Genomic DNA, 14,081 nt, shown 5'->3' with positions numbered 1-14,081 from the left:
GGATTTCTATGGTGTGGGTGTGCGCTACTCCGCCGCAACGAGCTCTTCGGCTGCCTGCAGGTCCACAGAAACCAGCTTGGAAACGCCTTTTTCCCGCATCGTGACGCCGAAAAGACGGTCCATCCGGCTCATCGTGACCGGATTGTGGGTAATCACCACGAAGCGCGTATCGGTGCGCTGGCGCATTTCGTTCAGCATGTTGCAGAAACGGTCGACATTGGCGTCATCGAGCGGCGCGTCCACCTCGTCCAGCACACAGATCGGCGCGGGGCGGGACAGGAAGACCGCAAAGATCAGCGCGGCCGCCGTCAGGGCCTGTTCGCCGCCGGACATGAGGTTCAGCGTGCCGAGCTTCTTGCCGGGTGGCTGGGCCATGATTTCGAGCCCGGCTTGCAGCGGGTCATCGGCATCGACGAGGCGCAGTTCAGCCTGGCCGCCGCGGAACAGGGCCGTGAACAGCGCCTTGAAGTGTTCATTGACCTGCTCGAACGCTTTCAGAAGGCGTTCGCGGCCTTCGGCGTTCAGGGCATCGACGCCCTGGCGCAGCTTGGCGATTGCAGCGACGAGGTCTTCCTTCTCGGTCACCTGCGAACCGAGCCGTTCTTCGAGTTCTTCGGCTTCTTCCTCGGCATTCATGTTCACGCCGCCCAGCTGGTCGCGCGTGCGGCGGAGCTCATCGGCGCGGCGTTCGGCATCGCGGGGCGTGAACTCGCCCATCGTCTCTTCTTCGAGGCCTGCTTCGGCAATCGCCAACAGGCCTTCCGGCGTACGCTGGAAATTGTTGCGGGCGATCTCGACCGATTCTTCGAGCCGGCCTTCGGCGTTTTCGAGCTTCACCTTCCAACCGGCAAGGTTCTCGCGCGCTTCTGAGGCGGCATTGGCGGCTGCGCGGGCGGCCTGTTCGGCCTCGCGGATGGCGGCTTCTTTTTCGGCGAGCTGGTCTGCGACGCGCTTGCGTTCGGTCTCCAGCGCTTCGACTTCGTTGCTGCGGTTCTCGATCTCGGCGGCCAGCTGTTCGGGGCGTGCCTTGGCGGCCAGGGCATCGGAAGCGGCAGACTGGCGGCGCTCGATCAGGCGCGCCACGCGCTCCTCGGTCGCGGTAATGCGGCCGGACCATGTCTTGATGTCGCGTTCGAGGCCATCGCGACGCGCAGCAGCCTGTTCGCGGCCGCGTGTAATGTCTGTCAGGCGGCCGCGCGCTTCGATCTCAGCGGTGCGGGCCTCGGCCACCATTGTGCGGGCTTCGGCGAGCCGGGTCTCGAGCGCGGTTTCATCTTCCGCCGGGCCTTCCGGCGCAATCATGGCCAGCGTCTCATTGACGATGGCGAGGTCGGCCTCGGCGCGGGTAAGGGCTTCTCCGCTTGTGTCACGCTTCATGGCTGCGCGTTCGGAGGCTTGTGCTTCCTGTGAGACGCGATTGCGTGCCTCGCTGAGCGCGCGCTGGGCCGGGGCAATGGCCTGGCGCAAATCGCGGAGTTTCACCTCAGCCGTCTGACGGGCGTCACGGGCAGCTACAAGGTCTGCCTCACGCGCCTCATAGGTGGCGGTCAGAGCGGGCAGTTCAGCTTCGGCGGCTTCAAGCCGGGCCTGTTGTTCAAGACGTGCAGCTGCGCTGACCGGTGCATCTGGTGTGCGGATATAACCATCCCAGCGCCAGAGATGCCCCTCGACGGAAACCAGTCGTTGGCCGGGCTGGAGCTGGGCCATCAGGCGCTCGCCATCGGCCACGTCCACAACGCCGCATTGGGCAAGCCGCGCTGCGAGTTCGCCGGGAGCCTCGGTCACATCTGTCAGCGGGCGGGTACCCTGCGGCAGGGATTGCGAAGCCAGCGACGCGCCGCCCCAATACATTGCGGCAGAGCGATCGGTTGGCGCTTCGATATCATCGCCCAGAGCGGCGGCAATGGCTTTTTCGTACCCATCCTGCGTACGAATGCGCTCGACAACTGGCGGGGCTCTCGGGCCTTCGGCCTTGCGAAGCAGCTTGTGCAGGCCAGCAATTTCGGCCTCGAGCGCGCGCACGTCTTGCTGGGCCGCATCCCGGGGGGCTTGTGCGGACGTTTCCGCCTCACGGGTCGAATTGAGTGTGGCCTCGGCGGTTTCGACGGCGCGTTCGGCGTCTTGCAGGGCGGCTTCGGCATCCTGTTCGGCCGCTTTGGCATCGCGCAGGCGGCCGACCAGCGACACGGCATCTTCGATCCGGGCCATTTCGCCTTTCAGGCGGTCGATTTCAGAACTGAGCTGAGACTGGCGACGCCGTTGGGCGGAGGCATTCTCCTCCGAAGCGCGGCGCTGGGCGCGCACTTCCGACAGGCGTTCCTGCGCTTCGTCGGCTGCTTTCTCCGCGCCCGCGAGACGTGTGCGGGCATCTTCGAGCGCCTTTCGCGTCTCGGCCTCGATTTCCTCGTTCTGGGCTTCGTTCAGGACCGGCAGCGAAGACAGCTCAAACTTCGCATGGGCGAGGGCGTCTTCGGCTTCGAGTTTCTGGTCCTGCTCGCGCTCGATGTCTTCCATCAGGCGGGTCGCTTCGGCATCGAGGCGTTCATGGGTCTCGGCGGCGACCTTGCGCTCGGTTTCCAGCCTTGCCAGCGTGATGCGGGCCTGTCCGAGCTTGGCGGCGGCAACGCTTTCAGCTTCGCGCAGGGGATTGAGTCCTTCACCGGCCTCAATGCGCTCGCGTTCCCGCATCGCGTCTTCGCGTGTCTTTTCCTCAACCGTGCGACGGGCCTCGTCCAATTGCGTGCGGGCCGTGTCGCAGGCGAGTTTGGCCTCATGCCAGCGCAGGTGCGCGATCAGGGCGTCGAGGGCGTGGATCTCTTCAGACAGGCGCTTGTATTTGCGGGCCTTGGCGGCCTGGCGCTTGAGGCTGGCGAGCTGGCGCTCGACTTCAGCGGAGACTTCCGACAGGCGCTCCAGATTGGTCTCGGCGCCGTTCAGCTTCAGCTCGGCTTCGTGACGGCGGGAATTGAGGCCTGCAATGCCGGCGGCTTCCTCAAGGATACGGCGGCGGTTCTGCGGCTTGGAGCCGATCAGTTCCGAAATCTGACCCTGGCGTACGAGAGCCGGGGAGTTCGCGCCGGTCGAAGCATCCGCGAACAGGAGCTGGATGTCCTTGCCGCGTACAGTCCGGCCATTCAGCTTGTAGGTGGAGCCTGCGCCGCGCTTCAGGCGGCGGATGACTTCCAGTGTGTCGGAGGCGTTGAATTCCGGTGGCGCGGTGCGTTTGGAATTGTCCAGCACGAGCGTGACTTCAGCGGTCTCGCGGGCGGGGCGGCCATCCGCACCGGAGAAGATGAGGTCATCCATCTCCCCGCCGCGCATGGCACGGGCAGAACTTGCGCCCATGGCCCAGCGAAGGGCTTCCAGAAGATTGGACTTGCCACAGCCATTCGGCCCGACGATCCCGGTCAGGCCGGGTTCGATTGGCACGTCCTGAGGGTCCACAAAGGATTTGAAGCCAGCAATACGGAGTTCGGTTATCTTCATACTGGCTCCCCCATATCCCTACTCGTCTGTGGAGACGCCGGCAGCTTCAAGCGCAGCGTCCAGCGCGGCTGTGACCTTGTCAGCGGAGTTCATGTTGGCGAACTGGTGCACTTCACCATTGATAATGAAGGTTGGTGTGCCGGTGACGCCGAACTTTTCGGATGTCTGGTAGATGTCCGCCATCTGCTGGCGCAAGTCGCGATTGTTCATGCAGGCATCGAAGTCGGCTTCGGTTTCAATACCGTGACGCTGGCCAATGGTCTGGAGCATGGCCTTCAGGACGCCGTTTTGCGCAGATTCAATGATGCCGGACTGGTATTCGAACAGCTCGTCCAGCACGTCGAAATACTTGTCTTCGCCAGCGCACATGGCGACGAGGTAAGCAGGCACATCCGGTGCGTGCAGTGGGTATTCGCGGAAGACGAGTTTCACCTTGCCGGAGTCGATATAGTCCGACTGGACAACTGGCTGGATGTCGTCATGCCAGTATTTGCAGGCCGGGCAGGTGGGTGAGGCATACTCAATCAGGGTGACAGGTGCGTCGGCCGCCCCTTTGACATGGCCAAGCTCGCTGCCAGCGGTCACGGCGTTGCCACCTGCAGGCGATGTGTCGGCACCGGTGTCGCCACAGGCGACCAGGGCCAGCGCTGAAATCGCTGCAAGCGCAGTGCGTCGTGAGAAGAAATTCATGGTCATAACCTTCGCGTTAAGGATTGAGTCGGTTTGGTTGCCAATTGATTAACTGCAACCACCTGTTCTGTTAACTAATTTGCCTCTGAACCGGTCGAATCGGAGAGCGCGGCAAGCTGTGTGTCGAGGTAAGCGGCGAACGCATCGGCCGACTTGAAGTCGTCATCGACATATTTTTCCTCGCCATTGATAACCAGCGTTGGCGTGCCGCGCAGCTCATATGCCTCGGCGCTTTCCTGCACTTCGGCCATGTCGAGCCGAACATTCATGTCGGTGTAGCAGGCATTGAACGTGTCGACGTCCCGAATGCCATAGGGCGTGCCGATCTCGATGAAAGTGTCGAGCACTGTACCAGCTTGCGCAGACTTGATGACATCAGGCTGGCGCGCAAACATTGTGTCGGTTGCCTCGAAGAATTTGTCCCGGCCGGCGCAGCGCGCCATGGTGACGAGGGCCGTATCGACATCATTGCGCAGGACTTCACGGAAGATGAAACGGACCTTGCCGGTCTCGATATAATCGGCCTCGATGCGTGGCAGGATCTTGTCGTGGAAGTATTTGCATCCACCGCATGTGAGAGACCCGTATTCGATGATCGTCAGTGGCGCGTCTTTCGAGCCCTTGGAGTGGCCAACAGACAGGTCTTCGGCAAGGGCAGGCATGGCCAGGAAGGCGGCAGCCGTGACGGCAGTCAGAATGGATTTCAGCATGTCGGGGCTCCTTGCGGGCAGGGCGGGGTCAGAATGGCAGGCCGCCATCCTTGCCAGGCTTGGCAGGGGGCGGCGTATCTTCTGCGGTTAACATGGCCTCGCCGAGCGCAACAATTGCGGCGCGCAGCTTGTCGTTCTGGATTCCGGAGGTCGATTCCTCAAGTTCCTTGCGCTCTTTCAGTGAGAGCGGCCGCGTTTTGCGACGCAGTGTCTTGGGCGGTTCTGTGCCGAGCGATCCCTGCTTGATCTTGATGGCGGTAATGTCGCCGCCTGCGGACACTGACACGCGCTGTCGCAGCGTTTCGGACTGGTGCTGCACCATCGGGGCGGCTTGCGGCACGACGAGCAGGGTCAGCACGCGACCATCCTTGCCACCGCTGAGCCGCTCCGGGCGGCAGTATTTATAGAGTTGTTCGCCTGCGATCTCGCGCCAGCGCTGGCGGAGTACCTGAATGGGGGGCAGTTTCTTGGCGCCGGATTTACGGCCGACCCGTTCCGCGGCAAGCCCGACCTGGCGCATGTTGGAATAAGTGCGTGTCGCGCGCTGGTAGCGCAGGCGGACGCGCGCGCGAGCTTCCTCTATGGGATCAAGGGTTGATCTCGTGACCATTCGTACGAGATTGCACGGCTTTCGGGCGAGGAAAAGGCATGGCACCGGCAAAGCACAGAGATTTGAACAGCCTGCCGGGCAAATTGCTGCCGTGGTTCGAGCGTCATGCACGCGACTTGCCCTGGCGCACGCTGCCGGCAGACCGGGCTGTGGGCGAGCGGCCTGACCCGTACCGTGTCTGGCTCTGCGAGATCATGATGCAGCAGACGACCATCCCGCATGGCACCCCATACTTTCATACCTTCCTTACGCGCTGGCCAACCATTGAGGCGCTGGCGGCGGCAAAGGATGAAGAGGTGATGACTGCGTGGGCGGGCCTCGGCTATTATGCGCGAGCGCGGAATTTGCTGAAATGTGCGCGTGAAGTCGCTGCACGCGGAGGCTTTCCGGAAACAGAGGCCGAACTGCGCAAACTGCCCGGTATCGGGCCATATACGGCTGGCGCGATCGCGGCGATTGCCTTTGACCAGAAAGCGGCGGCGGTGGATGGCAATGTCGATCGCGTGTTCGCGCGCCTGCTGGCATTGAAAGGCGAATGGGCCGCTGAGAAGAAGGTGATTGCCGAAACAGTGCGGGCGCTGGTGCCGGAGGACCGGCCGGGAGAATTTGCTGAAGCGCTGATGGATCTGGGCGCAACCGTGTGCACGCCGACCAAGCCGAACTGCCTGATCTGTCCACTGTCGTCCCTGTGCGCAGCGCGGGCCGAAGGGGCGCCTGAACGCTATCCGATCAAGCCCGCAAAAGTGCCAAAGCCCGTACGGTTTGGAATTGCTTATGTGTTAGTCGTGAAGGGGGAAGCGCTGCTGGTGCGCCGCCCGGACCAGGGCCTGCTTGGCGGGATGCTGGCGCTGCCGACGGGCGATTGGGTGGAGGGCGATTTTCCGCAAACGCCTTCGCCTGCCGAAGCGGCCTGGGAGGAGGTCGGCGAGGTACGCCATGTCTTCACGCATTTCGCGTTTCGCTTTCGGGTGATGCGCGCCGAGGCATCGCGCAAGCCGAAAGTTGCCGATGGCCGGTGGGTTAAACTCGATGAGGTCGAAGGCCTGCCAAGCGTGTTTGCCAAGGCGTTCCGGCTGGCAGTTGCGTAAATTTAGTTACCGCTAACACTGGACAATATCATCGCCTTCGGGAAAGTTCCTGCCAAAATACAAGAGGGCGGAACAGGACATGTTTACCAGCAAGACGATGATGGCATGCGGGGCATTGGCCCTGATTGGACTGGGCGCACATGCAGAGGCGCCGAAGCTCGCCAGCGTGTTCGGTGACCATATGGTGATCCAGCGCGATGCACCGGTGCGCCTGTTCGGAACGGCGGATCCCGGCGCGGAATTCATCGTTTCGCTGGACGCGGCGTCCACGCCTGTTCGTGCCGGCCGGGACGGCCGATGGTGGGTCGAGTTTCCCGAGCTTTCAGCAGGCGGATCACATGAAATTTCCGTCACCGTCGAAGGTGATACAGTGCAGGCGTTAGAGGATGTGCTGTCGGGCGATGTGTTCTTGTGTTCCGGCCAGTCGAACATGGAATACCCACTGTCACGTGTGACCTATGCTGAACGGGAAGTCGCCGCTGCGGACCACTCCAATATTCGCCTGCTGCAAGTCGAAAAGGATCTCTCGCTTGCTCCGAATGCGGACTTGCCGGGCGACAGCGCTTGGGCCGTCACGACGCCGGAGACCGCAGCGGGGTTCTCGGCAGTCTGTTACTATGCCGGGCGGGCATTGTCAGAAGCCTATGATGTTCCTGTCGGTCTGATCAATTCGAGCTGGGGCGGCTCACGCATCGAGCCATGGATTGATGGCGAGATCATCGGCGCAATGCCGGAACATGCCGAACAAGTGGCTTTGCTGGAAACCTACAAGACTGACCGGGGCGCGGCAGCGAAGATCTATTCGGAAAGCTGGCAGCAGAGCTGGCGGGACGACCCCGCGACCGAAGGAACTGCGCCGTGGGAAGATGCGGACGCAGACGAGTGGAAGCCCGTGCCCGGCACGCTGCGCGACTGGCGCAAATGGGGAGACCCGGAACTCACCGATCATCTCGGCATGGTCTGGCACAAGGTCAGTTTTGATCTGACTCCTCAGCAGTCAGAGCAGGCTGCGACGATCCATATTGGCGCGGTCGATGATACCGACATGACCTGGCTGAACGGCACGGCAATTGGCACGACATTCCATTGGGGAGGATTGCGCACTTACGAGGTTTCAGCCGATCTCCTCAAGCCGGGCAAGAACACTATTTTGGTCAACGCCCATAATGATTATGGCGATGGTGGTATGAGCGGACCGGCTTCTGAATTGCGCGTGGAATTGGAGGACGGCTCAAGCCTGTCGCTGGCCGACGGGTGGGCCTATCGCAAAGTGGATTCGGCCGTAAGCGCTCCGAAGCCTGCGCCCTGGTTCACGATCAAGGGCTACACGATGTTGCACAATGCGATGATTGCGCCGTTGTCTGGCATCCGCCTGAAAGGGGCAATCTGGTATCAGGGCGAATCCAATGCGGGCGATGGCGTCGCCTATGAAAGTCTGCTTGATCTGCTGGTGCAGGATTGGCGCGCGAAGTTTGGAGCTGACTTGCCCGTAGCTGTTGTGCAGCTGCCGCGATATGGCGCGCTACCCACAGAAGCTGGCAAGCCGGGCTGGGGCGTGATCCGTGAATCCATGCGCCGCGTCGCTGCCAGGGATGATCGTGTGGCGCTCGCCGTGACGATTGATATGGGCGATCCGGTGGACATTCATCCGCCAAACAAGCTCGCGGTGGCCGAACGGGTCGTGCGGGTGATGAAGTCTCTCGTTTATGGTGAGGTGGATGCAGGCGCGTCTGGCGCCGTGGCGAGTCGGACGGTGCGAGACGGCAGCACAATTCGTATTGCGTTTGAGGGTGTGGAAGACGGCTTGGTGACGGTCAGTGCAGGGAATGTGATTGGCATGGAGCTGTGTGATGCGGATGCGTGCAGATATGCTTCAGCTAAGCTTGATGGCGATACTGTGGTCGTGCAGGCAGAAGATGAGGCGGTGTCCGAGGTCCGGTATTGTCAGGGCGATTCCCCCCTCTGCAATCTCTTCGACGGGACCGGGATGCCGGCCGGTCCGTTCTGGATCGCGGTTGAGTAGCGCCAGCCTATTCAGCAGGCACCATCTCTGGGGCGTCATTGCGGACAGCGCGGCGGATGACATCGTCATAGCCATGCGAGATGCAATCAAATGTCTCGTAATAGCCGCGCGATGACAGCAGCTTGTGGAGCCGTTTCAGCCTGTAAGGCGGGATTGATGCAAACATGTGATGCTCGAGATGATAGTTCACATCATTCGGCGCGATCAGCACGCGCTGCCAGAATGGGGCGACCGTGGTGCCGGTATTGAGGCGCGGATCGAGGCTGGTCCGGTCTTTCGCGGTGCCATGCTCGCCGATCTGGCGCAGGCGCACTATGGCTGGATAGATGAAGAGTTCTGCCGCCCACCACATGAGATAGGCCCACGGTGCGCCAATAGCGGTGAGGGTGCCGGCCAGTACGATATGGAACGTGAGCCACGGCCAGTTGCGCGATAGTTTGAAGCTGCGGATCTTGCGCAGCGTATCGCGCAGGCCCGTCTGGCCGGTCAGGTCGCGCACGAATTTTCGACGCAGGCTGTCCTTCGGGACAGGGTAGTTCTTTACAAAGATGATGTCCGGATCCTCTGGCGTGCCCGCATATTTGTGGTGCTTCAGATGGTAGGCGCGATAGGCGGGCAGGGAGATATTCATCGGCGCGCCCGCGATCCAGTGGCCCACGAAATCATCGACCCTCTGACTCTTGAAAAAGGCGTGGTGGGCGCAATCGTGATTGATGATGCCCAGGCCGAGCTGGCGACCGCCCAGAATGAGGATACCTGCGAGGATTGTCAGCGGATTTGGCCAGATGATGGCGACCGCAAAGGCCGCAATGATCAACCCCCAATTCCAGACAAGCGTCGCCAACGCGCGAAGATCAGACTTCTTGCGCAACTCGCGAAGCTCATCCTTTGTCAGCGCTTCGGATAGCTTCATCGTGTTCGACATGGCAGGTCTCCATCCTGTGCTTTAAGGTTTGTTACATATAATTTCATTATGAGTCAATTCGTGTATTATTTTGAACCTCTCAAGTCTGAAGACGTGTCAGCGCGCGCGCTTATCCTGTCCTTGATGAGCAGTACGACGGATGCGCCCCAGCCGATTGGTCGGCTTATCAATGCGGCGGCACTGTTCGGGATCGAGGCGGCGACCCTGCGTGTGGCTGTGACGCGCCTGATGAAGGATGATCTGCTGGAGAGCCGAGAACGCGGTGTCTATGTTCCAGGCCCCAGAGCGCAGGCACTCAAGCGTCGGGTGCAGCAGTGGCAGAATGTGGCTGACCGGGTGGTCGACTGGAATGGCGACTGGCTGGTGGCGTTGACCAAGCATCTTGGCCGGAGCGACCGCAAGCAGCTTCGGGCACGTGAGCGGGCGTTGGCCCTGTTCGGATACCAGCAGACGGAGGAAGGTTTCTGGGTTCGTCCTGCCAACCTGGCGAGTGAACTGGACACGCATCGGACCAGTCTGATCGATATCGGCGCGGATGACGGTATTATCCTGACCCGAACCTCTCAGGTCGCGATGGCGGGGGCGTTTGACTGGACGCGCCTGTGGTCACCGGAAGAGTTGTCGCAATCCTATGCGCGCGCGATCCAGGCCATGGAGACCAGTCTGGCTGGCTTGATGACGCGCAGCGTGGATGAGGCAGCGCGCGAGACCCTCCTGATCGGGCAGCCGGTGATCCGGGCGATCAATTTCGACCCATTGCTGCCACCGGCGCTCGGAGACCAAGAAGGGTTCCTGCGGATGGCGGACAAGATGCTGGAATACAACCAGATCGGACAGATCTGTTGGCAACGCTATTATGATGCCATAGAAAAAGCGGCGCAGGACTGATCCAGCGCCGCCTTCGTCCAAGGGGTCGGACAGGCGCTAGTTGAGGCCCATTTCCTCGCGGTAGCGTCGGCGCAGCATGTCGATTGGAGCGAGGTTCCGCTTGGGATCCTCATAGTGCCAATAAGTCCAGCCATTACAGGCCGGCGCCTGTTGGACATGTGCCCCGAGGCGGTGGATCGATCCGGTGGACGTGCCGGTGGTCAGCGACCCGTCGACGCGAATGCGTGCCTGATAGCGGCGCTGTGGGCTGAACAGGCGGTCGCCAGGTTTCAGCCAGCCATTTTCCAGTAGTGCGCCGAATGGCACGCGCGGCAGGGATTTCTTGCTGCGCTCCGTTTCGAGCACAGCGCCTTCAATGGGCTCGATAGCCTTCAGGCGGGCCCGCGACAGGCGCGCATAGGTCTCGTCGCGCTCGATGCCGACATAGTTGCGACCGAGGCGTTTGGCAGCGGCGGCGGTGGTCCCGGTGCCGGAGAATGGGTCGAGGACCGTGTCGCCCGGATTGGTCGTTGCCAGCAGGACGCGCTGCAAAAGGCTTTCCGGCTTCTGCGTCGGGTGGGCTTTCTTGCCGTCGTCATCCTTGAGGCGCTCGCCGCCTGTGCAAAGCGGGATCATCCAGTCGGAGCGCATCTGCTTGTCGTCATTGAAGACTTTCAGCGCGTCGTAATTGAATGTGCATTTAGACTGTTCGGACTTTCCGGCCCAGATCAGGGTTTCGTGGGCATTCTGAAAGCGGGTGCCCTTGAAGTTCGGCATGGGGTTCGATTTCAGCCAGATCACGTCATTCTGGATCCAGAAGCCCTGATCCTGCAGGATCGCGCCGACGCGGAAGATGTTGTGGTACGAGCCAATCACCCAGATTGCGCCATCATCCTTCAGGACGCGGCGGCACTCTTCCAGCCACTGGTGGCAGAACAGGTCATAGGCATCGAAGCTGTCGAATTTGTCCCAATCGTCGTGAACACCATCGACCACGGACTGGTCGGGACGGGTCAGACCACCACCAAGCTGGAGGTTGTAGGGAGGGTCGGCAAAGACGAGATCAACCGACCTGTCCGGCAGGCGTGACAGGATGTCGATGCAATCGCCCTGCATGATCACGTTCTTCTGTAATTCCATTGGTTCAGCCCCGCTTGCGCTATGTGTCTTATCGAAGCGCGAATCAGTGCCGGACGCCGGTTTCTGAATCCCTAATTATTGCGCATCCGAATCAGCCCGAAATGTTTCGATATCGAAACTAACCGCAGATTTTCCCTGTGGATAGTGCTGTGGATAAAATCGGGGAAAGCCTGTGAATTGGCAGTGTGTAAGGTGCGGCATGCAAGGCCACAATTCGGAAAAGACCCGTTACCCAACCAAATTCAGGGTTTGTCCTTATCCCGCTTTCTGAGGCTTTGCCTACACTTCCGGAAAATGGAGGCGAGACGACAATGACCGCAAAAAGCATGAAAGCCGCCGTGGTGCGTGAATTTGGCAAACCGCTGGTGATTGAGGAGGTGAAAACTCCGGAGCCGGGGCCGGGCGAAATTCAGGTGAAGATCGAAGCGTGCGGCGTCTGCCATACCGATTTGCACGCCGCGCATGGTGACTGGCCGGTAAGGCCCAATCCGCCCTTCATACCGGGTCATGAGGGCGTTGGTTTCGTCTCGGGCGTGGGAGCGGGTGTCACGCATGTGAAGGAAGGCGACCGGGTGGGCGTGCCGTGGCTCTATTCAGCGTGCGGGCATTGTGATCATTGCATGGGCGGCTGGGAGACTCTCTGCGAGAGCCAGCGCAATACCGGCTATTCCGTGAATGGCGGGTTTGCCGAATACGCCATAGCGGACCCGAACTATGTGGGGCATTTGCCGGATAATATTCCATTCGTGGAAATCGCACCGATCCTGTGCGCAGGCGTTACGGTCTACAAGGGGCTCAAGGTGACCGACACCAAGCCCGGCGACTGGGTGGTGATTTCAGGCGTGGGCGGTCTTGGCCACATGGCGGTTCAATACGCAAAAGCCATGGGGCGCCGTGTGGCGGCGGTGGATATCGATGATTCCAAGCTTGCTCTCGCGAAACAGCTGGGCGCGGAAGTGACTGTGAATGCCGCCAAAACGGATCCGGCAGCCTTCCTGCGCAAGGAGATTGGCGGAGCACATGGCGCTCTCGTCACGGCCGTGTCAGTGAAGGCCTTTGAGCAAGCGCTCGGCATGGTCAGGCGGGGTGGGACGGTTTCGCTGAACGGATTGCCGCCCGGCGACTTTCCTCTGTCGATTTTCAACATGGTGCTGAATGGGATCACGGTGCGCGGGTCCATTGTCGGGACGCGGCTGGATCTCCAGGAATCGCTGGATTTCGCCAAGCTTGGCGCCGTGAAAGCCCATACGGCAACGGCACGTCTGGAAGAGATCAACAGTGTATTCGACAAGATGCTCGCGGGTGACATCGACGGACGGATTGTGCTCGATTTCTCCTAGATATCGAGGCGCATCTGGCCGCCGCAATCCTCAATGATGCGAAAGAGGTCAGTGCGCAGGGCGCCCCGTGGCTGGTTCATGCCGAGCTTGGCAGCGCAGCGGCCGAAGCGCCGTGAGATGATGTCGGCCACCGGGCCGCCGCCGCGCATCCGTTCATGCCAGTTAGCGTCATAATCCTTGCCGCCGCGCATGTCCCTGATGTGGTTGATCACCCGGGCGGCCCGATCCGGTACATGCTGGACCAGCCATTCATGGAACAGATCCTTGATCTCGTAGGGCAGGCGCAACAGCACATAGCCCGCACGGGTCGCGCCATGATCGGCGGCGGCTTCCAGCAGGTTTTCGATCTCATGATCATTGAGGCCGGGAATGATTGGCGCAGTCATTACGGTTACTTCAATACCTGCGTCGCTGAGGGCGCGGATCGTGTCCAGTCGACGCTGCGGCGTGGCGGCGCGCGGCTCCATCTTGCGTGAGAGTGTGCGATCCAGCGTGGTCAGAGAGATGCCAACTCGTGCAAGCCCCGCTTCGGCCATCGGCGCGATCAGGTCGATGTCGCGCTGGATCAGAGCTGACTTGGTTAAAAGGCTGAGCGGGTGGCGGTGCGCGGACAGAACCTCCAGCAGGCTACGGGTCAGGCGCTTTTCCCGCTCTACGGGCTGGTAGGCATCGGTATTCATACCCATCGCGATGACCCGGGGGATATAGCGCGGCCGCGACAATTCCCGTTTCAGCAGCTCGACGGCATTGTCCTTGAAGAACAGCTTGCTCTCGAAATCGAGCCCTGCCGAAAGCCCGCCCCAGGCATGGGTTGGTCGGGCAAAGCAATAGATGCAGCCATGCTCGCAGCCGCGATACGGGTTTACCGTTCTGTCGAACGAGATGTCAGGCGATTTGTTGAAGGTGATGATGGTGCGGGCCGAATCCTTCATCAGAAGGGTCTCCATCCGGCTGTCATCATCCTCAATCGTGCCCCAGCCATCATCAAAGGCCTGGCGTGTTTCGAGCTCGAAACGGCCGGTCTGGTTTGAGATCGCTCCGCGCCCACGCTGCTGGAAGCGTTCTTCAACCTGGCGTGTGTCGATCAAATTTATTCTGCCGGTGGGGGAGAGTTTCTGTCCAGTTCTCATGACCAGAACAGGCCACAGATGGCAGAACAAATCAAGAACATAAGTTTCCGTGAATGCCGAAAACCTGTGGAA

At 60.9% G+C, this 14,081-nt stretch carries 11 protein-coding genes; 4 read left to right on the top strand and 7 right to left on the bottom strand.

Annotated features, from left to right (window positions below; translation table 11 throughout):
• Nucleotides 1-24: 24 nt before the first annotated feature.
• From smc to CFA77_RS11835, 4 genes are all read right to left on the bottom strand, one after another.
• Nucleotides 25-3,486, bottom strand: coding sequence for a chromosome segregation protein SMC (smc, locus tag CFA77_RS11850; RefSeq protein ID WP_206990874.1), 3,462 nt, complete (start codon nt 3,484-3,486; stop codon nt 25-27).
• 18 nt (nt 3,487-3,504) lie between these two features.
• Nucleotides 3,505-4,182, bottom strand: coding sequence for a thioredoxin domain-containing protein (locus CFA77_RS11845; protein ID WP_206990873.1), 678 nt, complete (start codon nt 4,180-4,182; stop codon nt 3,505-3,507).
• 68 nt (nt 4,183-4,250) lie between these two features.
• Complete coding sequence (locus CFA77_RS11840; RefSeq protein ID WP_206990872.1) at nt 4,251-4,886, bottom strand: thioredoxin domain-containing protein; 636 nt, start codon at nt 4,884-4,886, stop codon at nt 4,251-4,253.
• 28 nt (nt 4,887-4,914) lie between these two features.
• Complete coding sequence (locus CFA77_RS11835) at nt 4,915-5,496, bottom strand: DUF721 domain-containing protein (protein ID WP_051607507.1); 582 nt, start codon at nt 5,494-5,496, stop codon at nt 4,915-4,917.
• Between the two features lie 38 nt (nt 5,497-5,534).
• Between CFA77_RS11835 and mutY the strand changes: the two genes are divergently transcribed.
• Together mutY and CFA77_RS11825 are read left to right on the top strand one after the other, a co-directional pair.
• A complete protein-coding gene (gene mutY, locus CFA77_RS11830; RefSeq protein ID WP_206990871.1) occupies nt 5,535-6,584 on the top strand; it encodes an A/G-specific adenine glycosylase in 1,050 nt (349 codons plus the stop codon).
• 79 nt (nt 6,585-6,663) lie between these two features.
• Nucleotides 6,664-8,607, top strand: coding sequence for a sialate O-acetylesterase (locus CFA77_RS11825; protein WP_206990870.1), 1,944 nt, complete (start codon nt 6,664-6,666; stop codon nt 8,605-8,607).
• Between the two features lie 7 nt (nt 8,608-8,614).
• Here the strand turns inward: CFA77_RS11825 and CFA77_RS11820 are convergent, their stop codons facing one another.
• A complete protein-coding gene (locus tag CFA77_RS11820) occupies nt 8,615-9,532 on the bottom strand; it encodes a fatty acid desaturase family protein (RefSeq protein ID WP_206990869.1) in 918 nt (305 codons plus the stop codon).
• 48 nt (nt 9,533-9,580) lie between these two features.
• Between CFA77_RS11820 and CFA77_RS11815 the strand changes: the two genes are divergently transcribed.
• Nucleotides 9,581-10,420 carry a hypothetical protein gene (locus CFA77_RS11815; RefSeq protein WP_206990868.1) on the top strand — a complete coding sequence of 280 codons (840 nt, stop codon included), beginning with the start codon at nt 9,581-9,583 and terminating at the stop codon, nt 10,418-10,420.
• A 36-nt stretch (nt 10,421-10,456) separates the two neighbouring features.
• Here CFA77_RS11815 and CFA77_RS11810 read toward each other — a convergent pair whose 3' ends face one another.
• Nucleotides 10,457-11,539 (bottom strand): site-specific DNA-methyltransferase, encoded by a 1,083-nt coding sequence (locus tag CFA77_RS11810; protein ID WP_206990867.1) that lies wholly within the window; start codon nt 11,537-11,539, stop codon nt 10,457-10,459.
• A 311-nt stretch (nt 11,540-11,850) separates the two neighbouring features.
• Between CFA77_RS11810 and adhP the strand changes: the two genes are divergently transcribed.
• On the top strand, nt 11,851-12,879 hold the full coding sequence (gene adhP, locus CFA77_RS11805; RefSeq protein ID WP_206990866.1) for an alcohol dehydrogenase AdhP: 1,029 nt from the start codon (nt 11,851-11,853) through the stop codon (nt 12,877-12,879).
• Here adhP and CFA77_RS11800 read toward each other — a convergent pair.
• On the bottom strand, nt 12,876-13,967 hold the full coding sequence (locus CFA77_RS11800; RefSeq protein ID WP_242517334.1) for a PA0069 family radical SAM protein: 1,092 nt from the start codon (nt 13,965-13,967) through the stop codon (nt 12,876-12,878). The genes adhP and CFA77_RS11800 overlap by 4 nt on opposite strands.
• Nucleotides 13,968-14,081: the final 114 nt, after the last annotated feature.

The organism is Hyphomonas sp. KY3 (assembly GCF_017309975.1).
Classification (GTDB): Bacteria; Pseudomonadota; Alphaproteobacteria; order Caulobacterales; family Hyphomonadaceae; genus Hyphomonas.
The sequence above is the reverse complement of the archived record's forward strand: the minus strand, read 5'-3'. Positions and strand labels throughout refer to the sequence as shown.

Excerpts from the sequence above, each read along its gene's own strand:
- smc (WP_206990874.1), bottom strand. The coding sequence starts at position 3,486 with ATGAAGATAACCGAACTCCGTATTGCTGGCTTCAAATCCTTTGTGGAC.
- CFA77_RS11845 (WP_206990873.1), bottom strand. The coding sequence starts at position 4,182 with ATGACCATGAATTTCTTCTCACGACGCACTGCGCTTGCAGCGATTTCA.
- CFA77_RS11840 (WP_206990872.1), bottom strand. The coding sequence starts at position 4,886 with ATGCTGAAATCCATTCTGACTGCCGTCACGGCTGCCGCCTTCCTGGCC.
- CFA77_RS11835 (WP_051607507.1), bottom strand. The coding sequence starts at position 5,496 with ATGGTCACGAGATCAACCCTTGATCCCATAGAGGAAGCTCGCGCGCGC.
- mutY (WP_206990871.1), top strand. The coding sequence starts at position 5,535 with ATGGCACCGGCAAAGCACAGAGATTTGAACAGCCTGCCGGGCAAATTG.
- CFA77_RS11825 (WP_206990870.1), top strand. The coding sequence starts at position 6,664 with ATGTTTACCAGCAAGACGATGATGGCATGCGGGGCATTGGCCCTGATT.
- CFA77_RS11820 (WP_206990869.1), bottom strand. The coding sequence starts at position 9,532 with ATGTCGAACACGATGAAGCTATCCGAAGCGCTGACAAAGGATGAGCTT.
- CFA77_RS11815 (WP_206990868.1), top strand. The coding sequence starts at position 9,581 with ATGAGTCAATTCGTGTATTATTTTGAACCTCTCAAGTCTGAAGACGTG.
- CFA77_RS11810 (WP_206990867.1), bottom strand. The coding sequence starts at position 11,539 with ATGGAATTACAGAAGAACGTGATCATGCAGGGCGATTGCATCGACATC.
- adhP (WP_206990866.1), top strand. The coding sequence starts at position 11,851 with ATGACCGCAAAAAGCATGAAAGCCGCCGTGGTGCGTGAATTTGGCAAA.